This window comes from Mycobacterium sp. IS-1556, from assembly GCF_001499985.1.
Lineage (GTDB): Bacteria > Actinomycetota > Actinomycetes > Mycobacteriales > Mycobacteriaceae > Mycobacterium.
This window is the reverse complement of sequence record NZ_LQIM01000040.1, coordinates 25,278-47,867: the sequence shown is the minus strand read 5'-3', so window position 1 is coordinate 47,867 and position 22,590 is coordinate 25,278. Positions and strand designations below refer to the sequence as shown.

The 22,590-nt window shown below is 65.6% G+C and carries 23 protein-coding genes and 2 pseudogenes; 23 read left to right on the top strand and 2 right to left on the bottom strand.

Annotated features, from left to right (window positions below; genetic code table 11):
* The first annotated feature begins 2 nt into the window (after positions 1 to 2).
* From AU187_RS21905 to AU187_RS21840, 14 genes and pseudogenes are all read left to right on the top strand, one after another.
* A pseudogene (locus tag AU187_RS21905) lies at positions 3 to 1,021 on the top strand (SDR family NAD(P)-dependent oxidoreductase).
* Positions 984 to 1,886 carry a metal-dependent hydrolase gene (locus tag AU187_RS21900; protein WP_059167274.1) on the top strand — a complete coding sequence of 301 codons (903 nt, stop codon included), beginning with the start codon at positions 984 to 986 and terminating at the stop codon, positions 1,884 to 1,886. The pseudogene AU187_RS21905 and the gene AU187_RS21900 overlap by 38 nt, the downstream one beginning before the upstream one ends.
* 10 nt (positions 1,887 to 1,896) lie before the next feature.
* Positions 1,897 to 2,886 carry an SDR family NAD(P)-dependent oxidoreductase gene (locus AU187_RS21895; RefSeq protein WP_082691869.1) on the top strand — a complete coding sequence of 330 codons (990 nt, stop codon included), beginning with the start codon at positions 1,897 to 1,899 and terminating at the stop codon, positions 2,884 to 2,886.
* The gene (locus AU187_RS21890; protein ID WP_059167273.1) at positions 2,883 to 4,448 is read left to right on the top strand and encodes a flavin-containing monooxygenase; all 1,566 of its coding nucleotides are present in this window, start codon (positions 2,883 to 2,885) and stop codon (positions 4,446 to 4,448) included. The genes AU187_RS21895 and AU187_RS21890 overlap by 4 nt, the downstream gene beginning before the upstream one ends.
* 165 nt (positions 4,449 to 4,613) lie before the next feature.
* Positions 4,614 to 4,721, top strand: a pseudogene (locus AU187_RS21885) (metal-dependent hydrolase); the annotation flags it as partial.
* Complete coding sequence (locus AU187_RS21880) at positions 4,718 to 6,016, top strand: saccharopine dehydrogenase family protein (protein ID WP_059167271.1); 1,299 nt, start codon at positions 4,718 to 4,720, stop codon at positions 6,014 to 6,016. The pseudogene AU187_RS21885 and the gene AU187_RS21880, both read left to right, overlap by 4 nt.
* Positions 6,016 to 6,450: an SRPBCC family protein gene (locus AU187_RS21875; protein ID WP_059099141.1), complete on the top strand. Its 435-nt coding sequence runs from the start codon at positions 6,016 to 6,018 to the stop codon at positions 6,448 to 6,450. The genes AU187_RS21880 and AU187_RS21875 overlap by 1 nt, the downstream gene beginning before the upstream one ends.
* Before the next feature lie 66 nt (positions 6,451 to 6,516).
* Positions 6,517 to 7,155, top strand: coding sequence for a TetR/AcrR family transcriptional regulator (locus tag AU187_RS21870; RefSeq protein ID WP_231740292.1), 639 nt, complete (start codon positions 6,517 to 6,519; stop codon positions 7,153 to 7,155).
* Between the two features lie 249 nt (positions 7,156 to 7,404).
* Complete coding sequence (locus AU187_RS21865; protein ID WP_059099140.1) at positions 7,405 to 8,109, top strand: TetR/AcrR family transcriptional regulator; 705 nt, start codon at positions 7,405 to 7,407, stop codon at positions 8,107 to 8,109.
* Positions 8,110 to 8,357: 248 nt separating this feature from the next.
* Positions 8,358 to 9,170 (top strand): metal-dependent hydrolase, encoded by an 813-nt coding sequence (locus AU187_RS21860; protein WP_059167330.1) that lies wholly within the window; start codon positions 8,358 to 8,360, stop codon positions 9,168 to 9,170.
* 42 nt (positions 9,171 to 9,212) lie between these two features.
* Positions 9,213 to 10,103 carry a metal-dependent hydrolase gene (locus AU187_RS21855; protein WP_059099139.1) on the top strand — a complete coding sequence of 297 codons (891 nt, stop codon included), beginning with the start codon at positions 9,213 to 9,215 and terminating at the stop codon, positions 10,101 to 10,103.
* Positions 10,100 to 11,677: a flavin-containing monooxygenase gene (locus tag AU187_RS21850; RefSeq protein WP_059099138.1), complete on the top strand. Its 1,578-nt coding sequence runs from the start codon at positions 10,100 to 10,102 to the stop codon at positions 11,675 to 11,677. Before AU187_RS21855 ends, AU187_RS21850 begins: the two co-directional genes overlap by 4 nt.
* The gene (locus tag AU187_RS21845) at positions 11,674 to 12,603 is read left to right on the top strand and encodes an SDR family NAD(P)-dependent oxidoreductase (RefSeq protein ID WP_059099137.1); all 930 of its coding nucleotides are present in this window, start codon (positions 11,674 to 11,676) and stop codon (positions 12,601 to 12,603) included. The genes AU187_RS21850 and AU187_RS21845 overlap by 4 nt, the downstream gene beginning before the upstream one ends.
* On the top strand, positions 12,600 to 13,571 hold the full coding sequence (locus AU187_RS21840) for an oxidoreductase (RefSeq protein WP_059167270.1): 972 nt from the start codon (positions 12,600 to 12,602) through the stop codon (positions 13,569 to 13,571). The genes AU187_RS21845 and AU187_RS21840 overlap by 4 nt, the downstream gene beginning before the upstream one ends.
* A 72-nt stretch (positions 13,572 to 13,643) precedes the next feature.
* On the opposite strand, the gene AU187_RS21835 is transcribed toward AU187_RS21840, so the two are convergent.
* Both AU187_RS21835 and AU187_RS21830 read right to left on the bottom strand, forming a co-directional pair.
* On the bottom strand, positions 13,644 to 13,937 hold the full coding sequence (locus AU187_RS21835) for a YciI family protein (RefSeq protein WP_172800336.1): 294 nt from the start codon (positions 13,935 to 13,937) through the stop codon (positions 13,644 to 13,646).
* Complete coding sequence (locus tag AU187_RS21830) at positions 13,934 to 14,710, bottom strand: DUF3109 family protein (protein WP_059099135.1); 777 nt, start codon at positions 14,708 to 14,710, stop codon at positions 13,934 to 13,936. Before AU187_RS21830 ends, AU187_RS21835 begins: the two co-directional genes overlap by 4 nt.
* A 33-nt stretch (positions 14,711 to 14,743) precedes the next feature.
* Here AU187_RS21830 and AU187_RS21825 point away from each other — a divergent pair, with 33 nt between their 5' ends.
* The 9 genes from AU187_RS21825 to AU187_RS21790 all read left to right on the top strand — a co-directional run bounded on the left by AU187_RS21825 (position 14,744) and on the right by AU187_RS21790 (position 22,536).
* On the top strand, positions 14,744 to 15,766 hold the full coding sequence (locus AU187_RS21825) for a Ppx/GppA family phosphatase (RefSeq protein ID WP_059164939.1): 1,023 nt from the start codon (positions 14,744 to 14,746) through the stop codon (positions 15,764 to 15,766).
* A gap of 26 nt (positions 15,767 to 15,792) precedes the next feature.
* Complete coding sequence (locus AU187_RS21820) at positions 15,793 to 16,905, top strand: Rv0497 family membrane protein (protein WP_059167269.1); 1,113 nt, start codon at positions 15,793 to 15,795, stop codon at positions 16,903 to 16,905.
* A gap of 15 nt (positions 16,906 to 16,920) precedes the next feature.
* Positions 16,921 to 17,766 (top strand): sugar phosphate isomerase/epimerase family protein, encoded by an 846-nt coding sequence (locus tag AU187_RS21815; protein WP_059099132.1) that lies wholly within the window; start codon positions 16,921 to 16,923, stop codon positions 17,764 to 17,766.
* Positions 17,767 to 17,789: 23 nt separating this feature from the next.
* The gene (locus AU187_RS21810) at positions 17,790 to 18,602 is read left to right on the top strand and encodes a thioesterase family protein (RefSeq protein ID WP_059167268.1); all 813 of its coding nucleotides are present in this window, start codon (positions 17,790 to 17,792) and stop codon (positions 18,600 to 18,602) included.
* 30 nt (positions 18,603 to 18,632) lie between these two features.
* Positions 18,633 to 19,514 (top strand): pyrroline-5-carboxylate reductase, encoded by an 882-nt coding sequence (gene proC, locus AU187_RS21805; RefSeq protein ID WP_156425586.1) that lies wholly within the window; start codon positions 18,633 to 18,635, stop codon positions 19,512 to 19,514.
* 127 nt (positions 19,515 to 19,641) lie between these two features.
* The gene (locus AU187_RS21800) at positions 19,642 to 19,902 is read left to right on the top strand and encodes a helix-turn-helix domain-containing protein (RefSeq protein ID WP_059099129.1); all 261 of its coding nucleotides are present in this window, start codon (positions 19,642 to 19,644) and stop codon (positions 19,900 to 19,902) included.
* A 295-nt stretch (positions 19,903 to 20,197) separates the two neighbouring features.
* Positions 20,198 to 20,299, top strand: coding sequence for a 30S ribosomal protein bS22 (locus AU187_RS25260; RefSeq protein WP_003402602.1), 102 nt, complete (start codon positions 20,198 to 20,200; stop codon positions 20,297 to 20,299).
* Positions 20,300 to 20,330: 31 nt separating this feature from the next.
* Positions 20,331 to 21,431, top strand: coding sequence for an SDR family oxidoreductase (locus tag AU187_RS21795; protein WP_059099128.1), 1,101 nt, complete (start codon positions 20,331 to 20,333; stop codon positions 21,429 to 21,431).
* 37 nt (positions 21,432 to 21,468) lie between these two features.
* Entirely contained in the window at positions 21,469 to 22,536 is a 1,068-nt protein-coding gene (locus AU187_RS21790) for a lysophospholipid acyltransferase family protein (protein ID WP_059167267.1), read from the top strand.
* Positions 22,537 to 22,590: the final 54 nt, after the last annotated feature.

The following is a 22,590-nucleotide window of genomic DNA, read 5'->3' as shown; positions in this document are numbered from 1 at the left end:
CTGTGAAGCTCAACCGCCTACAACCCAAGCTCGTCGTCGTCACCGGCGCCGGCAGCGGCATCGGACGCGCTACGGCGATCAGATTCGCGATGAACGGCGCGCACGTCGTCGTCTCGGACATCGACCTCGACGCCGCCGAGGTGACCACCGAAACGATTCGGGCCAAGGGCCATTCGGCGTCGGCGGCGCGGCTGGACGTGACCGACCCGGATGCGTGGGAGTCGTTCGCCAACGACGTGCGGCAGGAGTTCGGGGTCGCCGACGTCCTGGTCAACAACGCAGGCATCGGCGTCGGCGGCGCCTTCCTGGACCTGACGCCTGAGGCGTGGGACCGCCAGCTTGGTCCCAACCTGATGGGGGTTGTGTACGGCTGCCGCGTGTTCGGTAAGCAGATGGTGGAGCGCGGCCAGGGCGGTCACATCGTCAACATTGCCTCGGCCGCCTCTTACATTCCGCTCGCCGGCGGGTCCGCGTACTGCGTCTCGAAGATCGGGGTCAGGATGCTCACCGAATGCTTGCGAGTTGAACTGGGTCCCAAGGGAATCGGCGCCAGTGCCATCTGCCCGGGTTTGATCAACACCAACATCGGCAACAACGGTGAGACGGTCGGACTGGATGCCGAGTTGATCGACCGCGGCAAGGACGTCTTGCAACAGGTCCGTGACTTTGTCGCGAAGCTGCCGGTCCAGCCGCTCAGCCCGGACCTCGTCGCTCGCGCCGCCGTCCGAGCGGTGCGGTTGGACCTGAACGTGGTGCCCGTTCGCACCGAAGCCTGGCTGTTCTACGGGTTGTCCCGGACGGCGCCATCGCTCACCAGGATGATTACCCGTCAGTTCCCGCCGTCCAGACTGCAGGCCTCACTCGCTCGACTGTTGACCTTGATCGACCGCAACGACAGGGAGAACGACGTGACCATCGAAAGCCACTCTCCGACAGCCGAGTCCGTTTCATCCTGACGAAGGGGATCGACCGTGGGTATGGCCATGAACATCTTGCAGAAGAATGCCAACCGGGTTCGTAGTGAGCTGAGCTTGGTGCCGCCGAAGGTGCGACGGGTCCGGTTGCCCTTCGGCGAAGAGAAGCCGATGGATCACTTCTTCGCCAACGGCAACATCGCTCTGAGCCACCTAGCCGCAGTGATTTCGGGAGTTTTTCCGACGGGAGAGGACTCGCTGATCCGGTCAGCGCGCAGGTTCAGCGGTGAGATCGACGATCCGGTGATGAAGAAGCGGGTTGCGGGCTTCATCGGCCAGGAGTCCACGCACGGCCAAGAGCACAATCGACTGAACCAAACGATCCACGAGATGGGCACCTACCCGATCGCCTCCTGGCTCTTCACCAGGGAAGAATTCCTGGAAAGGACATACACCCGGCTCGAAGAATTCGCGGGCCGGATGTTGCACCTGGGCTTCATGGCGATGCTCGAGCACGGCACCGCCACGGCGACGCGACGCTTGTTGACCAGCGAGGAATTGCAGTCGATGCTAACGGATCCCAACGTGCGAGGGATCCTCAATTGGCATGCTCTGGAAGAGCTGGAACACAAGTCGGTGTTGTTCGACCTGTACCAACACAAGGGTGGATCTGAGTTGGTGCGCGTCGTGGTTGTGGGTCTGCCCACGGTGTTGTTGTTCTACCCGTTCTTGTTCGGTCTCACCCTGGCCTCGGCACTTGGCGATCCCGCCGCGCGGCGGCAACCGATGAAGTTCCTGCGGGATCTGATCAGTGTGCTCCGTGGACCGCTCGGACCGGGGGTGATCCTCGAGCTCGGTGAATTCCTGAAGCCGGGTTGGCATCCCGAGGACATCGACACCGAAGACCTGGTCCAGGAGTGGCAACTGAAGTTGTTCGGCGCCAACGGCGATCTGGTGGATCGCGTCCGATGAGGAGACAACCGTGAAGCTCAACCGCCTGCAACCCAAGCTCGTCGTTGTCACCGGTGCCGGTAGCGGCGTCGGCCGCGCGACCGCGATCAGATTCGCAAAGCGCGGCGCCCACGTGGTGGCGTCCGATATCGACCTCGCCGCAGCCGAGGTGACCACCGAAACGATTCGGGCCAATGGCCATTCGGCGTCGGCGGCCCGGCTGGACGTGACCGACCCGGACGCGTGGGAGTCGTTCGCCGATGGCGTGCGCGAGGAATTCGGCGTCGCCGACGTTCTGGTCAACAATGCCGGCATCGTGGTTGCCGGTGACTTCCTCGACATGACGGCTGAGGCGTGGGACCGCCAACTCGGTCCTAACCTGACGGGGGTCGTCCACGGCTGCCGTGTGTTCGGCAGGCAGATGGTCGAGCACGGCGAAGGCGGGCACATCGTCAACATCGCGTCCGCGGCCTCCTACGCGCCCTTGCCCGGAACGTCCGCGTACTGCGTCTCGAAGGCCGGCGTCAGGATGTTCACCGAGTGCCTTCGAGTCGAGCTGGGCCCCAAAGGAATCGGGGTCAGCGCCGTCTGCCCCGGGGTGATCAACACCAACCTGTTCAAGAACGCGGACACGGTCGGAATCGACGCCGACTTGATCGGTCAGGGCAAGGACGTCCTGCAGCAGGTCCGTGACTTCGCTGCGAAACTGCCGGTCCAGCCGCTCAGCCCGGACCTCGTCGCACGCGCTGCGGTCAGGGCGGTGCGCTTTGACCTCAACGTTGTGCCGGTGCGAACCGAAGCCTGGCTGACCTACGGATTGTCGCGGGTGGCGCCGTCGCTCACCAGGGCGATCGTGCGGCAGTTCCCAGTCTCCCGGCTGGAGGCCGGCGGAGCGCGGCTCCTGACCCTGCTCAATCGCGACCGCGAGGCAGCCGGAGAACCCATCGAGGTGCGGATCTACGACGCCGACGGCGACCTTGTCGACACATCGGTGCAACCCAATGAAGGGAAAACGGCATGACGCAGGCAATTAGCCGGCCGCAGTACGAGGTGGCGATCATCGGTGCTGGGCCGGCCGGAATCGCCATCGGCGCAAAGCTGCGCATGGCCGACATCGATGACTTCGTCATCATCGAGCGGGCCGACGACATGGGCGGCAGCTGGCACGAAAACCACTATCCGGGCCTCGGCGTCGACGTTCCGGCGCTGGCCTACCAGTACTCGTTCGCGCGGAACGCGAAGTGGTCCCGGCTCTTTCCGCACGGCGCCGAAGTCAAGCAGTATCACGCCGATGTGGCCGCCCGGTTCGGGCTGTACGAACGAACCCGGTTCAACTGCAACGTCGAGAAGGAGGTGTGGGATGACGAAGGCCGGTTCTGGAAGTTGCACATGCACGACGGCTCGATCGTCACCGCACGCTTCCTGGTCAGCGCCGTCGGTGCTTTCGTGCGGCCGAAGGAGGACGTCGGGATCCCCGGGGCGAAGTCGTTCAAGGGCAAGGTGTTACGGCCGAGCTCGTGGGACCACGACTATGACCTGAGCGGTAAGGCCGTGGGCATCATCGGTACCGGTGCCAGCGCGGTGCAGATCATTCCGTCCATCGCACCGGAAGTGAAGAATCTCACGGTGTTTCAGCGCACTCCGGTGTGGTCGGTGCCGAAGCCGGACTTCGCCGTACCTCGGGCCGTGCAGCTCGTGCTGTCGATACCGGGACTGGCGGCGACCATCCACGGCGGCGCACTGGTGGTCATGGATCTATTGCTGCGTTCGCTTACCAAACCGCCCGCACGGGCCGTTCGGCCAGTGATGGACAAGTTCGACGCGTGGACGATCAACGGCTACCGGCGCTACGTCGGACGCGTGATCAAGGATCCGGTGACTGCGGACAAGCTCACGCCGAACTTCGGCCTCCTGGCCAAGCGACCGACCTTGTCGAGTGCGTACTTGAGGGCCTACAACAAGGACAATGTCGCCCTCATCACCGAGCCCATCGAGAAGATCACCGCGACGGGGGTGAAGACCCGCGACGGTGCGCTGCACAAGCTCGACGCTCTGATTCTGGCCACTGGATACGAGGTGTTCTCCGACCCGGAGACGTATCGGCCTGGAACAGTCGTTGGCCGTGGCGGATTCGACCTCGCCACGTTCTACCGCGACGAGGGATTACAGGCCTACGAGAGCGTCTCGGTGCCCGGGCTGCCCAATCGGTGGACCCTCGTCGGACCCTACTCGTGGACGGGATCGGGCTGGCATTCCTTCGTGGAGATGACTGCGGATCACGCGGTGCGGGCGATCACCGAGACGCGCAGACGCGGGGCGACGATATGCGAGATACGCAAGGAGGCGGCCGAGCGCTACCACCGTGCGATGTACGAGCGAGGCGCGGCCCTGCGCTACTACTTGGCCGACCTCAACGGCCACGTTCCCACGTACTACCGGAACTCGCAGGGGGACAGTACCTATATCCGGCCGTCAGGCTTCTTCGAGGCCAGCCGCGGCAACCGCAAGTTCCCGCTCGACGACTACCGATACGAGGTGGCCGTCGACGCGGCCTCCCCGTCCGACGTCGCGGCATTCGCGTAGGCGAGAGGAACCACCGTGGCAGTCCTGGAATCTCTACTCATACGCAATGCGAGGAGCCATCGGTCGCCGTTGAGTTTGGTGCTACCGAAGTTGCGGCGCATGCGCTTTCGCTTCGGCGAACCGGTGCCCATGTCCCCGAAATTGGTGCGCGAACTCGCCAAGTTCACCCGCCTCGGCTTTCACCCGGACGACATCGACACCGAGGACCTCGTTCAGGAGTGGCAGCTCAAGCTGTTCGGCGCCAACGGCGACCTCGTGGACCGCGTCCGGTGAAGAAGTCTTTGGCGTCCCGGCGTGGGAAGCGCGAGTTCGACATCGTTGTTTTCGGCGCTACCGGGGTCGCGGGTGCCGCGACGGCGAGGTATCTGGCTGACCGTGCGCCGCAGGGTGTTTCGGTCGCGCTGGCCGGACGCAATCGCGCGAAGTTAGAACAGGTTCGCCGCTCGCTGCCCGACCGGGCGGCCGATTGGACGCTCATCGAGGCCGACGCAGGATCGCCGGCGTCAATGGACGCCATGGCCACGCGGACGCGGGTGGTCATGACGACCGTGGGCCCGTGGCTACGGTATGGCGAGAACCTGGTCGCTTCGGCGGTGAACGCCGGCACCCACTACCTCGACCTGACCGCCGAGACGCCGTTCGTGCGCTGGTCCATCGACAAGTTTCACGACCAGGCGGCGCAGAACGGGACGAGGATCATCCATTCGTGCGGATTCGATTCCGTGCCTTCGGATGTGACGGCGTATCTGTTGCACCGCGCCGCCACGGCCGACGGTGAAGGCACGCTCGGCGACACAACCATGATCCTCCGTCAGATCTGGGGTTGGGTGTCGGGCGGATCGGTTGACTCGTTCCGGGTTATCGCCGGGCTGGTCGGGAATCGCCCACAGCTGCGTCAGGTGCTGGACCCGGACGCCTTGACGAGCAACCCCGGTGAATCACGGCCGCGGACCAAGCAACCGTTCGACGGCAGGATTATCAACGCGGCCAAGGTTGATCCGTCACTGCGCGGGACGCTCGCGCCTTTCCCCGTGTCGATCTACAACACCAGGATCGTGCGACGCACCAACGCCTTACTCGGCGACGCGTACGGACCCGACTTCCGGTACGGCGAAGGCATCGGGCTGGTCCGGTTGCCCATCGTGTCGACAGTCGTCGCCGGGGCCGTTGTCGTCGGCTGCGCGGTGGCCTTCGCATCGATGGCAACCCCGCCGATCCGCCGAGCGCTCGATATCGTGTTGCCCAAGCCCGGCACGGGCCCGAGCGATAAGACGATGGACAGGGGATACCTCGGGGTCGAGACGTACACGCGGACATCGACAGACGCCCGGTACGTGGCCACGTTCAAGCTCACGGGCGACCCCGGTTACAAGGGAACCGCAGTGATGTTCGCCGAGTGCGCGCTCGGACTGGTGCTCGATGCTGACCGGCTTCCCGTCAGAGCCGGCGTACTGACACCGGTGGCCGCACTCGGTGACGTCCTCGTCGACCGACTGAGGGCGGCCGGCGTCACGCTGGAATGCGCGAGATCGGACAATGACATGACGACGAGTGAAATGAGGGCATAGTGGCCAACGCAACAGTCACGCGGGTAGTACCCGCACCGCGCGCGATCGTGTACGACGTATTCGCCGACAGGGATGGGTATTCCAGGTTCCTTCCGCTTCAGATGCGCCTGGTACAGGAGGGCGTCGACGAACGCCAGGGGGTGGGTGCGGTGCACCAGCTGGGTCTCGGTCCGATCGGCGTAAAGGAGCGCATCACCGAACTCGTGCCGCTCGAACGGATCTCCTACGAACTGATCGCAGGCGCACCGGTGCGGCGCCACATCGGTGAGATCACCTTCGCCGACGACGGCGACGGGACTCGGGTGACTTACCGGATGGACAGCACGCCATCAATTCCGGTGCCGGGCTCGCTGCTCGCACTCGCGCTGCGTGGCCTGACCTCGGTCATGGTCCGCGGCGCGGCGCGGGAAGCCCGCCGGCAGGCTGCTGGCTAGCACGCACTCACTATTCAGATAGCGGTAGTATGTCTCTCATCCTGGACTAGCAAGGCGGAGGGTGACGTGGCTGCTCGGAAGGTGCTGACTCGCGCTGAGAGTCAGGCCCAGACCCGGCAAGCCCTCCTGGATGCCGCCGAGCAGTTGTTCTACACCAACGGGTACCACGCCACATCCATCGCGGCGATCGCCGCTGAAGCCGGTCGGACCATCGGGGCGGTCTACAGCAACTTCGACAGCAAGGAATCGCTCTGCCGCGAGGTGATGCGAATCCGGTTCATGTCGGAGGTCACTGCGCTGATGGAAGGCATTGTCCGCGCGGGTGATTCGATGGATGCGCGATTCGAAGCGTTGTCGGCGTGGTGGACCCGGCTGGCAACTGAGACGTCTCTGGTCACCTTCGCGGCCGAGTATCTGACGAGCACCTTCAATGACGCTGACCAGGTCGCAGCCAACCGCGATGTCATCGCACGGATCACGGAATCGGTCCGGGCAGTGCTCGGGGACGCGCTTCCCGAGGGGATCTCCGAGACGGATCCGAGGCTGGACGATGCAATCAATGCCGTCGTGTCCACGGGCACGGGGCTGGCGATCGGCCAAGCCATCGGCCTCTTCGACGGCGAGCAGGGCGCAGGTTTGATGGTCGCCACGCTCCGCATGTGGCTCGAGAAGCTGGAAAGTGGAACCGAGGTCGTCGCCACGTAGTTTTCTGTTGGAGCGCAAAGTCGCCATCCGAACCCGAACAACGGCGGCAGCGAGCACCACGAGCGCGTCTGCTGGGCGGTTCAGCAGAAAACCGCCGTAAGGGTTTCGTTCACGAACACAAGTTCATGAGCTGGTCGGCAGGCGGCGCAGGAGCACTTTCTAGGGCTTCGACCTTCCGCAGGCGGATCGCGGGCAGGCAGCGCTCGCGCGCCGCCGACCGGCGAGAGCTGGCTGAATTACGATCGCCGTATGCCGGCAGATGCCACCCGCCTCGCCGCGCGACTGTCGGAGCCGACAGGTGACGCGCGGACCGACCGTTGGCGCGCGCACCGCGCAACGGTACGGACGGAGTTGATCGAGGCGACGCTGCGCGCCATCGACGAGTACGGGCCGGAACTTTCGATCGATGACGTGGTCAAGACGGCCGGCGTGCCACGGCCGAAGCTGTACCGCTTCTTCGCCGACAAGGAGACGCTGTTCACCGCGGTCGGTGAACGGGTGCAGGAGCTGATCATTGAGCGGGTCGTGCCGCGATTCCATCTCGCCGGTACGGCGTTGGAGCTCGTTCGCTCTGCTTTGGTCGGTTACATCGACCTGGTGGACGAGCGGCCCAATCTCTTTCGGTTCCTGGTCGGTTCGCATTTCAGCGACGGCAAGTCAAGTGCCGAGCTGATTGAAAGCGGCCGAGGTCTGTCCGACGCGACCACCGCGATCGTTGCGGCGATGCTGACTGCTCGCGGCGGCAACGGGGACAACCTGCAGTATGTGGTCGACGGCATTCTCGGGGCCGTGGCGCTCGGCGTATTGCGCTGGCTCAACGAGCCGACTATCAGCAAGGACGAGCTGATCGACGAGCTGAGCACCCTGCTCTGGGGCGCATTGTCGGCAACGGCTGCTGCGCGCGGCGTGGCCATAGATCCTGACGAGCAGCTGCCGCTGTTCGAAACTGACTGACCCGCGCCGGAAGCGGCTCGTCTGCTCGATCGCAATTCTCGAAGAACGTCATTATTCAAAACCCTTGCGCGTCGCAGCGCCGCGACTTAGGCTGAGATCACCTAGTACTAGCGGTACTAGTTACTGAATGTTCGAGAAAAGGGCGGGCAACCGTGAACGAACGCAGTGGGCAAGGGTCGGCAGTAACGAAAGCGCGAAGCGCGACACTTTCTCAGCCAGAGACCAGGCCTCATCCCAAGACCAGGCGGATCCGCTTCCGTTTCAACGAGGAAGCCACCAAGAAGTACTTCGTCGCCGGCGACATGGTGTACAGCCATTTCGTCGCCGGACTCTCGGCGGGATTCCCTCCGGGTGAAGAGGGGTTCATCCGGTCGGTGCGCCGCTTCGCGGACCTCATCACCGATCCGGACCTCAAGAAGCGGGTGGCCGGCTTCATTGGCCAGGAGTCGATGCACGGCCAGGAGCACCGCCACCTCAACGAGAAGCTGGTCGAGATGGGCTATGCCATCCAGTGGTGGGACTCGAAGCGGTTGAAGGCCGGGCAGATACGTCTCGAGGAGCGGCTGCCCGCGAAGGTGCACTTGGCGATGACCGCCGCCGCGGAGCACTACACCGCCGTGCTGGCCGAGCGGGTGCTCTCCAGCGAGGAAATCCAGTCGATCCCCGCCGAACCGGAGATGTGGCACCTGCTCAACTGGCATGCGCTGGAGGAACTGGAGCACAAGTCCGTGGCGTTCGACGTGTACCGCGCGGTCGGCGGCACCGAGCGCACGCGTATTGCGGTGATGGCCGTGATCTACGCGTTGACCGTTCCGGTGACCCTAGTCTCGCTGGGCGTTTCGATAGGTCGTGACCCGATCGCGCGTCGCCAACCGCGCCGCCTGGCGCGTGAGGCGTACAAGTTGTTCACCGGTCCGGTGTTCAAGGGCCTGCCAAGTGAACTCGCCAAGTACATGCGCCCGGGATTCCATCCTGACGACATCGATACCACTGCGCTGCTCGAGCGGTGGCAGGACGAACTCTTCGGCGCCGGCGGCGTCCTCGTCGACCACCTGAAATAGACAGCCAACCTGAAATAGACAGCCACAAGGAAGGATTCGACCATGACAACGGAGTCACTGGCGACCGGCGGCACTTCGACGACCGGCGCGTACCCGACGGTCCGCAGGATGAGGTTCCCATTCGGCGAGCCCGAACCCATTCGGCGCCACTTCGTCGAAGGCGACATCGTGATGAGCCACCTCGTGGCCGTGCTGTCCGGAGCGTTTCCCCCCGGCGAGGAGTCGTTCATCCGGTCGGTGCGCCGCTTCTCCGACCAAATCACCGATCCAGTCTTGAAGAAGCGGGTCGCGGGCTTCATCGGCCAGGAGTCCGTGCACGGCCAGGAGCATCGCAAGCTCAACGCGCACCTGGCCGACCTGGGCTACCCGCTGGTCCGCTTCCTGCTGTTCTCACCGACGAGTGTGCGGCAGAGGCTCATGCTGCGTATCGAGAAACTGTTCCCCGCGAAGGTGCACCTGGCGATGACGGCCGCTGCCGAACACTACACCGCCGTATTGGGAGCGCGGGTGCTGTCCAAGGACGAAATTCAGGCGATCCCAGGCGATCCCGAGGTGTGGCACCTACTGAATTGGCACGCCATGGAGGAACTCGAGCACAAGTCGGTCGCCTTCGATGTCTATCGGGCGGTCGGGGGGTCGGAGCGGATCCGCATCGCGGTGATGTGGTTCATGTACTACCTGACGATCCCGTTCGTCACGGCTGCGGTGTCGGTGTCCATGCTGATGGATCCGACCGCATGGCGCCCCTTCAAGGTGTTGCGGCAGACCTATCACATCTTCCGCGGTCCGCTTCTGCGCGGATTCATGCCGGAGATCCGAGAGTATCTACGACCCGGCTTTCACCCCGACGATGTCCGGACCGGCGAGCTACTCGAACGCTGGCAACGGGAACTGTTCGGAGCCGACGGCGAACTCGTCGGTTACGTGAAATGACGACGAGCACAGATATCGAGCGTCCGCCGGTCGCGGAGCGCATCGACCCCGACCACGAGGTAGTGGTAGTCGGTGCGGGATTCGGCGGAATCGGCACCGGTATCGCGTTGCAGCGTAAAGGCATTCACGACTTCGTCATTCTCGACAAGTGGGACCACGTCGGAGGCACGTGGCATGCAAACACCTATCCCGGTGTGGCGGTCGACATCCCCTCGGTGATCTACAGCTTCTCCTACGAACAGCGGGGCGACTGGTCACGCGTCTTCGCGCCCGGCGCCGAACTGCGCGACTACGCCGACCGAATGGTGGACAAGTATGGCCTGCGGGACAAGCTGCGACTGAACACCACGGTCATCGGCGCGACCTTCGACGAGCGCAACAGCCTGTGGCGGTTGACCGTCGACGGCGGGGCGGAGATCACCGGCCGGTATGTCGTGATGGCGGTCGGTGGGCTGGAACGGCCCAAGATGCCGGATATTCCAGGTCTGCACGACTTCGGTGGCGTACTGATGCACACCGCACTGTGGGACCACGACGTAACCCTGGATGGCAAGCGGGTGGCGGTGATCGGGACCGGCGCGACGTCGCTGCAATTGGTTCCGGCGATCGTCGACGAGGTCGAGCATCTCACCGTCTTCCAGCGCACCCCGATCTGGGTGTTCCCCAAGCGGGACGCTGAGATCCGCGGCGTCGTACGTAGAGTGATGGAGCAGCGACAGCTGCGTTCCGCGATTCGGGGTCTCGGCACAATCGCGACGGAGATCGGGATGAGCGGCATGCTGGCCGGCCCGGGGTGGCTGGTCAACTCGACGCGCAAGCTCGCGGAGGCACCTGTCAGGGCGTGGATGCGCAGCCAGGTCAAGGACCCGGTGACCAGGGAGAAACTGATCCCGCGCTACGGGCTTGGCTGCAAACGGCCGTCGATGTCCAACGACTACCTGACGACATTCAACCGCAGCGACGTCAGCCTGGTCACTGACTCCATCGAACGGATCACCCCGAACGGGGTGCTGACCGCGGACGGCGTCGAGCACCAGGTTGACGTTCTGATCTGCGCGACCGGATTCAAACTGTGGGAGCGCGATTCGGTTCCACCCTTCCCGGTCGTCGGCCGTGCCGGCGTCGACGCGGGGGAGTTCTGGGCGGTCAACCGGTTCCAGGCGTACCAAGGGGTTTCGGTACCCGGTTTTCCGAACATGTTCATGATCACCGGACCGTACGGCTTCGTACTGGGCTCTTACCTGTGGATGATCGAGGCCACATCGGCGCATCTGAGCCGAGCGATCGCCGAAGCCAAGCGGCGCGATGCCCTGGAGGTGGAGATCCGCCAAGAAGTCCACGACGCGTACTTCCAGAAGTGCCTCCGGCGCCAGGAGCGCAACTTCCTGTTCACGCCGGCGTGCGAGGGCTCCAACACCTACTACATCGACTATCACGGCGACTCGCCGTTCCGACCGACCACGCACGGCGAGATGTACTGGCACAACCGCCATTACGACCTCGACGTCTACCACTACGGTACCGGCACCGGAACCGTCCGCGAACTGGCAGCTACGTCGAAAGAAGCCCTGTGAAGATCAACAACCTCAAACCGGAAGTCGTCGTTGTCACCGGCGCCGGTAGCGGTATCGGGCGGGCGACCGCGATCCGCTTCGCCAAACTCGGTGCCCACGTGGTGGTTTCGGATATCGACCTCGACTCCGCAGAGGCCACAGCGGCGATGATCAAGGGTGTAGGCAACCGAGCATCGGCAATGCTGCTGGACGTGACCGACCCCGACGCCTGGGAACTGTTCGCTCGCGAGGTGCGTGCCGATTTCGGGGTGCCGGACGTTGTGGTCAACAACGCCGGGATCGTCGTCGGCGGCCCGTTCCTCAAGCTGTCCGCCGAGGATTGGGACAAGCAACTGGGCATCAACCTGATGGGTGTGGTGCACGGCTGCCGGGTGTTCGGCACCATGATGGTCGAGCGGGGCAGAGGCGGGCACATCGTCAACATCGCATCGGCAGCGGCCTTCACGCCCACACCGGTGATGGCGCCGTACTCGGTGTCCAAGGCCGGGGTGAAGATGCTGAGCGAATGCCTACGCCTAGAGCTCGGCCCGCACGGTATCGGTGTCAGCGCGATCTGTCCGGGTGTGATCAGTACCAACATCGGCGACCGGGCGGTGACCGTCGGCGTCGACCCTGAACTCATCGAGCGTGGCAAGCAATTGACCCGGCAGTTGCAGGAGTTCGCCGAGAAGCTTCCGTTCTCGCCGATGAGCCCTGATTTGGTGGCCCGGGCGGCCGTGCGAGCGGTCCGCTACGACCTCGCGGTCGTGCCGGTGCGGACCGAGGCATGGCTGGGGTACTTCATGTTGCGCATCGCGCCGGGCATCAATCGGCGGATGGCACAACCGTTCTCGATCAGCTTTGCCGAGACGGTGGGGGCTCGATTACTGGCGCGGGTCGCACCGAGAACCACCGTCGAGGTGTCAGGGATGGCCGAAGTCCGATGACGCGAACGAGGCTGCAGGTCGACAACTTCCGATCGGCGGACATCCCCGATCAGGCCGGTAAGACCATGGTGATAACCGGTGCGAACAACGGCCTCGGTCTCCAGGCTGCGACTGCGCTCGCGGCTGCCGGCGCGCGAATTATTTTGGCCTGCCGCAACCAGATGACCGGCCTCGAAGCCCTCGACCGGGTGCGATTGGCCGGGCCAGGAGCCGAGCACCATCTCGTTCCGCTCGATCTCGCCGATCTGGGTTCGGTGCGGGAGTCCGCCGCCGAAGTCGTGGAGGTAGCGCCGAGCATCGACGTGCTCATCAACAACGCCGGCCTGATGGCCATTCCCTTCGCCCGTACAGCCGATGGCTTCGAGATGCAGATCGGCACGAACCATTTCGGCCACTTCACATTCACCGACGGGGTGCTGCCCGCGCTCCTGGCCACCCCCGAACCCCGGGTGGTCACGCTGTCCAGCATCGCCCACCGTCAGGGGCTCATCGTCCTCGCCGACCTCAACTTCGAGCTGCGCGAATACGGACGCATGTCGGCCTACTCGCAATCCAAATTGGCCAACCTGCTATTCGGGGCGGAACTGGCGCGACGCAGTGACGCCGCCGGGCTCGCGCTGGAGTCGGTGATCGCCCATCCCGGGGTGGCCGCAACCAATTTGTTCGATTCGATGGTTCCGCCGATTCCGGGAGCGGTGCAACTAACGCACATCGCGCTTCGGTTGTTCACCAACAGCGAGGAAAGCGGTGCGCTGAGCCAGTTGTACGCGGCAACGATGCCCGACGTACGCAACGGCGACTATCTCGGTCCGAACCGATTGTTCGGGGTCCGCGGGCCGGTGAGCCGATCGCCGCGCAGCGCAGCAGCGCGCAATGCACGGTTGGCGGCGGAGCTGTGGGAGAAGTCGGTCGAGCTCACGGGTGCGCGATACGACGCTCTCGAGTCGGTTGACAAACTCGAGAAATAGCCCGCCGAAAGTGGGTTACCTTCTCTGGGCTTCGAGGCGTGATCGCGTGCCACAACCCGACACTCGAAGCACCTAGCCCGTCGTGCCGCCCATGATCTCGAACACGTCGAAGGTGTTGACACCGGCGGTGACCGACGGGTCGCGCTCGGCGATCGCGAGCACCTCGGCGCGGTCGGTGGCGCGCAGCACGCCCATTCCCCAGACACCTTCGGGATCTGCGACCGGTCCGTAGACGACGACGCGACCGTCGGCGAGCAGTTGCTGCCAGTACTCCTGATGCGCGGCCATGGCCTGCTGCTCGGCGGGCGTCATGGTCTGGGCGAAATCCGCTCGCGGCGGAATCAGCCGGAACAGGAACAGGTTCATCCGGCCAGCCGAGTCGCGGGATGCACGGCGATGAGCCCTAAACCGCTGCGCCGCTTGCACATCGCCGCGAGCTCCGCATACGCCTTCTCGCCGAGCAGTTCGGTCAGCTCGGGCCCGTAGGACTCCCAGACCGGCTTGCTGCCGACGTGCGCGTTCGGATCGCCGGTGCAGTACCAGTGCAGATCCGCGCCGCCTTCACCCCAGCCGCGACGGTCGTACTCGGTGATCCACGTCTTGAGGATTTCGGTCCCGTCGGGCCGCTCCACCCACTCCTGCGTGCGCCGGATCGGCAGCTGCCAGCATACGTCGGGTTTCATCGTCAGCGGTTCGACACCCAGCTTGAGCGCCTTGCTGTGCAGTGCGCAGCCGATGCCACCGGGAAAGCCGGGCCGGTTGAGAAAGATGCAGGCGCCCTTGTGTTTTCGGGTGCGCAGGTTGGGCTTGTCGTCGTAGGAGTCCATCTCGAGGTACCCCTTCTTACCGAGCCCCTTCTCGCGGAACTGCCAGTCCTCGTCGGTCAGCGTCTTGACCGCGTCGTCCAGGCGGGCGATGTCGTCCTTGTCGGACAGGAACGCGCCGTGCGAGCAGCAGCCGTCGTCCGGGCGCCCCTCGACCGTGCCCTGGCAGGCCGGTGTGCCGAACACACACGTCCAGCGGGAGCACAGCCACGTCAAATCGGCTGCGATCAGATGCTCGGGATTGTCCGGGTCGTAGAACTCGACCCACTCACGGGCGAAATCGAGTTCGACCTCGCCGGGATGCGATGCGCTCACGGTAATCAACGGTAGACCGATTAAGTTGAAGGTGTGCGATTAGGCGTGCTCGACGTGGGCAGCAATACCGTTCACCTTCTGGTGGTGGACGCGCGACGGGGCGGGCACCCGACACCGATGAGTTCCACCAAGGCCTCGTTGCGGCTCGCCGAGGCGATCGACGGCTCCGGCAAGCTGACCCGCAAGGGTGCGGACAAACTGATCGGCACCATCGACGAGTTCGCCAAGATCGCCACCAGTTCCGGGTGTTCGGAGCTGATGGCGTTCGCCACCTCGGCGGTGCGTGACGCCAAGAACTCCGAGGAGTTGCTCGCGCGGGTGCTCGCCGAGACGGGGGTCTCGCTGCGCGTACTCGCCGGGGTCGACGAGTCGAGGCTGACGTTCTTGGCCGTGCGGCGCTGGTACGGGTGGAGCGCCGGACGCATCATCAACATCGACATCGGCGGCGGGTCGCTGGAGCTGTCCAACGGTGTCGACGAGGAGCCGGAGGTGGCGCTGTCGCTCCCGCTCGGCGCGGGCCGGCTCACCCGCGAATGGCTGCCCGACGACCCACCGGGCCGTCGGCGGGTCGCGATGCTGCGCGACTGGCTGACCACCGAACTGGCCGACGCCGGGGCCGAGCTGCTCAAAGCCGGCGCCCCGGACCTGGCCGTTGCGACGTCGAAGACGTTCCGCTCGCTGGCCCGGTTGACGGGCGCCGCGCCGTCCGGGGCCGGTCCGCGGGTCAAACGGACGCTCACAGCCACCGGGTTAAGGCAGCTCATAGCATTCATCTCTAGGATGACCGCGGCCGACCGAGCGGAATTGGAAGGAGTGAGTGCCGAACGGGCGCCACAGATCGTGGCCGGAGCGTTGGTCGCCGAGGCGAGCATGAAGGCCCTGGCCGTCGAGAGCGTGGACATTTGCCCCTGGGCGTTGCGGGAAGGGCTGATTCTGCGGAGACTCGACAGCGAAGCCGACGGCAGCGGCTCCGTCGGTGCCGACGATCCGACGACGATCGGCGGCGCTGACAATCCGGCCTCAGTACAGACGTTTTTGCGCAATGCTGGACGATAGGTGACGAGGGCCGAAGGCAATACACCATGACAGGACCAGAAGACGACCACAGCAACACGCGACCCATCTCGGTTGCGGAGTTGCTGGCGCGCAACGGCACGATCGGTGCCCCGCCGATCGGCGGTCGGCGCCGGCGTCGCCGTGGGGACACCGACTCGATCTCCGTCGCCGAACTGACCGGCGAAATCCCGGTCGTCCGCGACCAGGACGACGCACCCGCGACCGGGCCGTCGGCCGCCGCGGTGGTCGATGCCCCGGCCGAGGCCGAAGCCGAAACCGTCGAACCCGAACGCCTCGAACCCGTACCCGAAGCGGCCGAACCCGCTGCCACGAACGGCGCCCCTGACCACGTCGAGGAAGTATCGCCCGCCGCCGAGGACACCGGAGTCGAACCCGAGGCCTCCGTAGAAGAGCAGGACGAGTACGCCGACGCCGTCGCCGACTACCAGACCCATGTCGAGCATCGCGACGCCGACGAAGACCTGGACTTCTTCGCCCCGCCGCGCCGCTCGCACTTCACCCGGCGCCGGTTCGGTTTCGGCGGGCGCAGCGGGGTGGGAGAGGACACCGGCGGGCGAAGCGCGGTGGGCGAGGACACCGACACCGGCGTGGGGGCCGAGCAGATGAGCCCGGACCCGTTCGACTGGTCCGATCCCAAGGCCGACGAGGAGGACGCCGCCGACGCTGCCGTCGATCTCGTCGAACCGGACGACGACGACCGCGAGGACCTGCCGTCATACCTGCGGTCCCCCGACAAGGACAGCGAGCTGTTCGGTGGCCAGGACGTCGCCGACGACGTGGTTCGGCGCGGCCGCGGCCTGGGCCCGGAGGACATCGACCTCGAGGACGACGCCGATGTGGCGCCACCGGGACCGATGTCGGCGTTCCTGCGCGGAGCCTGGGTCGTCGCCCAGTGCGTGGTTGCGGTCGCTTTCGGTGCCGGCCTGTTCATCGCGTTCGATCAGCTGTGGAAGTGGAACAGCATCATCGCGCTGGTGCTCGGCGTGTTGGTGATCCTCGGCCTGGTGGTCGGAGTGCGTGTGGTGCGTAAGACCGAGGACATCGGCAGCACGTTGATCGCCGTCGCGGTCGGGGCGATGGTCACGTTCGGGCCGCTGGCACTGATGCAGGCGGGCTGAGGCGCCCAATAACTCGTGCGCCCAGCCATCAAGGTCGGTCTGTCGACGGCGTCGGTCTACCCGCTGAGAACCGAGGCGGCCTTCGAGTACGCGGCGCGGCTGGGCTACGACGGCGTCGAGCTGATGGTCTGGGCCGAGACCGTCAGCCAGGACGTGGAAGCCGTCGCGCAGTTGTCCGAGAAGTACCACATGCCGGTGCTTTCGGTGCATGCGCCGTGCCTGCTCATCTCGCAGCGCGTGTGGGGCGCCAACCCGATTCCGAAACTCGAGCGCAGTGTGCGCGCGGCCGAACAGCTGGGCGCCCAGACCGTCGTCGTGCATCCGCCGTTCCGGTGGCAGCGCCGCTACGCCGAAGGCTTCTCTGAGCAGGTCGCCGAGCTCGAGGCGTCCAGCGACGTGATGGTCGCCGTCGAGAACATGTTTCCGTTTCGGGCCGACCGGTTCTTCGGCGCGGGCCAGACCTCGATCGAGCGGATGCGCAAACGTGGCGGCAGGCCGGGGCCTGGCATCTCTGCGTTCGCGCCGTCCTACGATCCGCTCGACGGCGACCACGCCCACTACACGCTCGACCTGTCGCACACCGCGACCGCGGGCTCCGATGCGATCGAGATGGCCCGTCGGATGGGCGACGGGCTGGTGCACCTGCATCTGTGCGACGGCAGCGGCGCCTCGACCGACGAACATCTGGTGCCGGGCCGCGGTACGCAGCCGACGGTGGAGGTCTGCGAGATGCTGGCCGCGAGCGATTTCACCGGGCATGTGATCCTTGAGGTGACCACATCGGGCGCCCGCACCGCCGCCGAACGCGAGGCGTTGCTGGTCGAGTCGTTGCAGTTCGCCCGCGCGCACCTGCTGCGCTGACCTCCTTGCGAAGGAACCACCAGATGACCGGCTCCACCCTGTTCACCGACGCCATGGCGCTCACGGACGCCGGTGACGGCGTGTATCACGGTGAGCTGAACGAACATTGGACCATCGGGCCGAAGGTGCACGGCGGCGCGATGTTGGCGTTGTGCGCAAACGCGGCGCGAACCGAGCACGGCGTAGAGGACGTCCAGCCGATCGCGGTGTCCGGAAACTTCCTGTGGGCGCCGGACCCCGGCCCGATGCAGCTGGTCACCACTGTGCGCAAGCGCGGACGTCGCATCAGCCTGATCGACGTCGAACTCAACCAGGGTGAGCGTACGGCTGTGCGGGCCGCAATCACGCTCGGCGACCCGGAGCACCACGTGGCGCCGCTGCTGTCGGTCAACCCGGTGATCCCGCTGATGCAGCCCGAGCCGCCGCCCGGTCTGGAGCCGATCGGCGAGGGACACCCGATGGCGGACATCGTGCACCTCGCACACGGCTGCGACATCCGGCCCTCGCTGACCACCATGGCACCGCGGTCCGACGGCGGACCGCCGGTCATCGAGTACTGGGTGCGCCCGAAAGGCGTTGCGCCGGATGTGCTGTTCGCGCTGCTGTGCGGCGATGTGTCGGCGCCGGTGACGTTCGGTGTCAACCGGTTCGGCTGGGCGCCGACCGTCCAGCTGACCGCGTATCTGCGTACCCTGCCCGCCGACGGGTGGCTGCGGGTGCTCTGCACGACGGTGGAGATCGGCCAGGACTGGTTCGACGAGGACCACATCGTCGTCGACTGTGAGGGCCGCATCGTGGTGCAGAGCCGCCAACTCGCGATGGTGCCGAGCGCGTAGCCGTACCGGCTTTCTGCAATGCTTTCCGGCATGGCCAGAATCGCGATCGTCGGCGGGGGAAGTATCGGTGAGGCACTCCTGTCCGGGCTGCTGCGCGCCGGGCGACAGGTCAAGGACCTGGTGGTGGCGGAGAAGGATCCGGCCCGGGCGAAACACCTCGCCGAGACGTACTCGGTGTTGGTGACGACGGTGTCCAACGCGGTGGACAACGCCGGCTACGTCATCGTGGCCGTCAAGCCCGCAGACGTGGAAGGCCTCGTCGAAGAGATCGTCGATGCGGCCAGCCATGCCGAAAGCGACACGGCCGAACAGGTTTTCGTAACGGTCGCCGCCGGCGTCACCACCGCCTACTACGAGAACAAGCTGCCCGCCGGGGCGCCGGTTATCCGTGTCATGCCCAACGCGCCGATCGTCGTCGGCGGGGGAGTCAGCGCGCTGTCCGCCGGCCGGTTCGCCACCGCGGAGCAGATGAAGGAGGTCTCCGCGATCTTCGACGCGGTCGGCGGCGTGCTGACCGTGCCCGAATCCCAACTCGACGCGGTCACCGCGCTGTCGGGTTCCGGGCCGGCCTACTTCTTCCTCATGGTCGAGGCGCTCATCGACGCGGGCGTCGCGGCCGGGCTGTCGCGGACGGTGGCCACCGATCTGGTCGCGCAAACGATGGCGGGGTCGGCCGCGATGCTGCTGGACCGGCTCGACCGGGCCGCATCGGCCGGGGGAGCGGCCGGGCCGTCGTCGGGAATCAGGATGGACACCACGCCCGCTCAGCTGCGCGCGACCGTTACCTCGCCGGGGGGTACCACAGCGGCTGGTCTGCGGGAACTCGAACGAAGTGGTTTGCGGGCGGCCGTCGCCGAAGCGGTCGAGGCCGCGAAAAGGCGCTCTGAGCAGCTCGGAATTACATCGGAGTAATTCGTTTAATTACCCACACCCGTCGCAGTAACACCATCTGCCACGCTATTCTCCTGGTGTAAGCACGGGTCGGTGCCAGCGGTGGGGAAGCCGCTGGGACTGCCCGTGCCTGAATGATTGGGTTGCGATGACGTCTATGAACGGGCCATCCGGGCGGGATTCGGCCAGTGGAAAGTCGGCTCGGGACGCCGGATCCGACGGTCAACAGCCACGAGCTCAATTTCTCACCGTCGCCGAAGTGGCGAGCCTGATGCGGGTCAGCAAGATGACGGTCTACCGGTTGGTGCACAACGGGGAGCTGCCCGCCGTCCGCGTCGGCCGCTCGTTCCGGGTGCACGCCAAGGCTGTTCACGACATGCTGGAGAGCTCGTACTTCGACGCAGGCTGATGTTCTTCGCGCGAGCGCTCATCACCAACTGATGTTCTTCGCGCGAGCGCTCATCACCAACTGATGTTCTTCGCGCGAGCGCTCATCACCAGCTGATGTTCTTCGCGCGAGCGCTCATCACCAGCTGATGTTCTTCGCGCGAGCGCTCATCACCGGCTGATTCTTCTCCGTGTCCTCTCCGTAGCGAGCCCGCACCGGCGATCAGGCGCGTTTCGCGGTTACCTGCGCAGCCCGGTAAAGTGGCCGGGTCAATCAACAATGCTTGTTCGGCAAGTATTCACAGGTAGCGGAGTTCATGGGTTCAGTCATCAAGAAGCGACGCAAGCGCATGTCGAAGAAGAAGCACCGCAAGCTGCTTCGTCGCACCCGGGTCCAGCGCAGAAAACTCGGCAAGTAATCTCCGCGCGCGGTCGTTAGGCTGACCGGTCATGGATTCCGAGGGTCGTTCCACTGGGCACACCAACGGGTCTGACTCGCGCGACGCCGTGCACTATCCCAAAGTCGTCCTGGTCACCGGGGCGTGCCGATTCCTCGGCGGATACCTGACGGCCCGGCTGGCGCAGAACCCGTTGATCAATCACGTGATCGCCGTCGACGCGATCGCGCCGAGCAAGGACCTGCTGCGGCGGATGGGCCGCGCAGAGTTCGTCCGCGCCGACATCCGGAACCCGTTCATCGCGAAGGTCATTCGCAACGGCGACGTGGACACCGTGGTGCACGCCGCCGCGGCGTCCTACGCGCCCCGCTCCGGTGGGCGCGCGGCGCTCAAGGAGCTCAACGTGATGGGCGCAATCCAGCTGTTCGCGGCCTGTCAGAAGGCGCCGTCGGTGCAACGCGTCGTACTCAAGTCGACGTCGGAGGTGTACGGCTCGACCTCTCGCGACCCGGTGCTGTTCACCGAGGACACCAGCGCTCGACGCCCGCCGGGAGAAGGATTCGCCCGCGACAGCATCGACATCGAGGGATATGCGCGCGGACTGGGACGGCGGCGGCCCGACATCGCGGTCACCATCCTGCGGCTGGCCAACATGATCGGTCCCGCGATGGACACCGCGCTGTCGCGCTACCTCGCTGGTCCGGTCGTACCGACCGTCGTCGGGCACGACGCCCGGTTACAGCTGCTGCACGAGCAGGACGCGCTCGGGGCGCTCGAGCGGGCGACGATGGCGGGCAAGTCGGGCACCTACAACATCGGGGCGTCCGGCATCATCATGATGAGCCAGGCGATCCGGCGGGCCGGCCGGATCCCGCTTCCCGTGCCTCGGTCGGCGCTGTGGGCAGTGGATTCGCTGAGGCGCGCGACTCGCTACACTGAACTTGATCGCGAGCAATTGGACTACCTGAGTTACGGCCGTGTTATGGACACATCGCGAATGCGAAACGAACTCGGCTACAACCCCAAGTGGACCACCGTGGAAGCCTTCGACGATTACGTCCGGGGCCGCGGATTGACTCCGATCGTCGACCCGCGGTGGGTACGCTCAATGGAGAGTCGCGCCGTCGCTGCGGCGCAGCGGTGGGGACGCTAGGCTCATCAACTGATCGGGTGGGGAGAAGGTAACGACAGTGGCGGGTGAGTCCAAGGCGAAAGTCATCCCGCTGCACGCGAATTCGGGCCGTGCAGCGGCACAGCGGCGCAACGCCGCGCGCACGCAGGGCTCCCGCCGACATCCCTCGCAGACCTCGGATCCGCTCGGTCGCGCCTCCGCCGAGGATATCGCCGCCGTCGTCCGTGAGATCGACGACCGCAGGGCCGGCGCCGCCGGCGGCCCGGCCGTCGATGAGACGCCGACCGAACTCGCCAAGCGAATAGGGGCGGTCGCCGAATTCGTCCGCAAGCGGATGATGGGCGATTACGTGGTCGACGAATTCGGCTTCGACGCCCACCTCAACAACGCAATCTTTCTGCCTTTGCTGAGAGTGTTCTTCAAGTCGTGGTTCCGCGTGGAGGTCAGCGGTGTCGAGCATCTGCCCGAGACGGGTGCCGCGCTGGTGGTCGCCAACCACGCCGGGGTGCTGCCGTTCGACGGGTTGATGGCGTCGGTGGCGGTGCACGACCACCACCCGACACACCGCGATCTGCGCCTGCTGGCCGCCGACATGGTCTTCGACCTGCCGATGGTCGGTCAGGCCGCGCGCAAGGCGGGCCACACCATGGCCTGCGCCGCCGATGCGCACCGCCTGCTGGCCGCCGGTGAGCTGACCGCGGTCTTCCCGGAGGGCTACAAGGGCCTGGGTAAGCACTTCAAGGACCGCTACAAGCTGCAGCGCTTCGGTCGCGGCGGCTTCGTCTCGGCCGCGCTGCGCACCAAGGCGCCCATCGTGCCGTGCTCGATCGTCGGCTCCGAGGAGATCTATCCGATGATCGCCGACGTCAAGCTGCTGGCCCGGCTGTTGGGGTTGCCGTACTTCCCGATCACGCCGTTCTTCCCGCTCGCGGGCCCGGCGGGGATGGTCCCGCTGCCGTCGAAGTGGCACATCCAGTTCGGCGAGCCGATCGAGACTGCCGACTACGACGAGTCGGCCGCCGAGGACCCGATGATCACGTTCGAGCTCACCGACCAGGTGCGCGAGACCATCCAGCAGACGCTGTACCAGCTGCTCGCGCAGCGCCGCAACACGTTCCTCGGCTGAGTCTCCGGGGAGATTTTCCTCCGCGAGCAGACGCAAATTGCCCTCGAACGGGCC

Coding starts and splice junctions, on each gene's coding strand:
- AU187_RS21810 (WP_059167268.1), top strand. CDS start 17,790: ATGACCGGCTCCACCCTGTTCACCGACGCCATGGCGCTCACGGACGCC.
- AU187_RS21900 (WP_059167274.1), top strand. CDS start 984: ATGAACATCTTGCAGAAGAATGCCAACCGGGTTCGTAGTGAGCTGAGC.
- AU187_RS21855 (WP_059099139.1), top strand. CDS start 9,213: ATGACAACGGAGTCACTGGCGACCGGCGGCACTTCGACGACCGGCGCG.
- AU187_RS21865 (WP_059099140.1), top strand. CDS start 7,405: ATGCCGGCAGATGCCACCCGCCTCGCCGCGCGACTGTCGGAGCCGACA.
- AU187_RS21850 (WP_059099138.1), top strand. CDS start 10,100: ATGACGACGAGCACAGATATCGAGCGTCCGCCGGTCGCGGAGCGCATC.
- proC (WP_156425586.1), top strand. CDS start 18,633: ATGGCCAGAATCGCGATCGTCGGCGGGGGAAGTATCGGTGAGGCACTC.
- AU187_RS21800 (WP_059099129.1), top strand. CDS start 19,642: ATGACGTCTATGAACGGGCCATCCGGGCGGGATTCGGCCAGTGGAAAG.
- AU187_RS21795 (WP_059099128.1), top strand. CDS start 20,331: ATGGATTCCGAGGGTCGTTCCACTGGGCACACCAACGGGTCTGACTCG.
- AU187_RS21835 (WP_172800336.1), bottom strand. CDS start 13,937: ATGAACCTGTTCCTGTTCCGGCTGATTCCGCCGCGAGCGGATTTCGCC.
- AU187_RS21840 (WP_059167270.1), top strand. CDS start 12,600: ATGACGCGAACGAGGCTGCAGGTCGACAACTTCCGATCGGCGGACATC.
- AU187_RS25260 (WP_003402602.1), top strand. CDS start 20,198: ATGGGTTCAGTCATCAAGAAGCGACGCAAGCGCATGTCGAAGAAGAAG.
- AU187_RS21820 (WP_059167269.1), top strand. CDS start 15,793: ATGACAGGACCAGAAGACGACCACAGCAACACGCGACCCATCTCGGTT.
- AU187_RS21890 (WP_059167273.1), top strand. CDS start 2,883: ATGACGCAGGCAATTAGCCGGCCGCAGTACGAGGTGGCGATCATCGGT.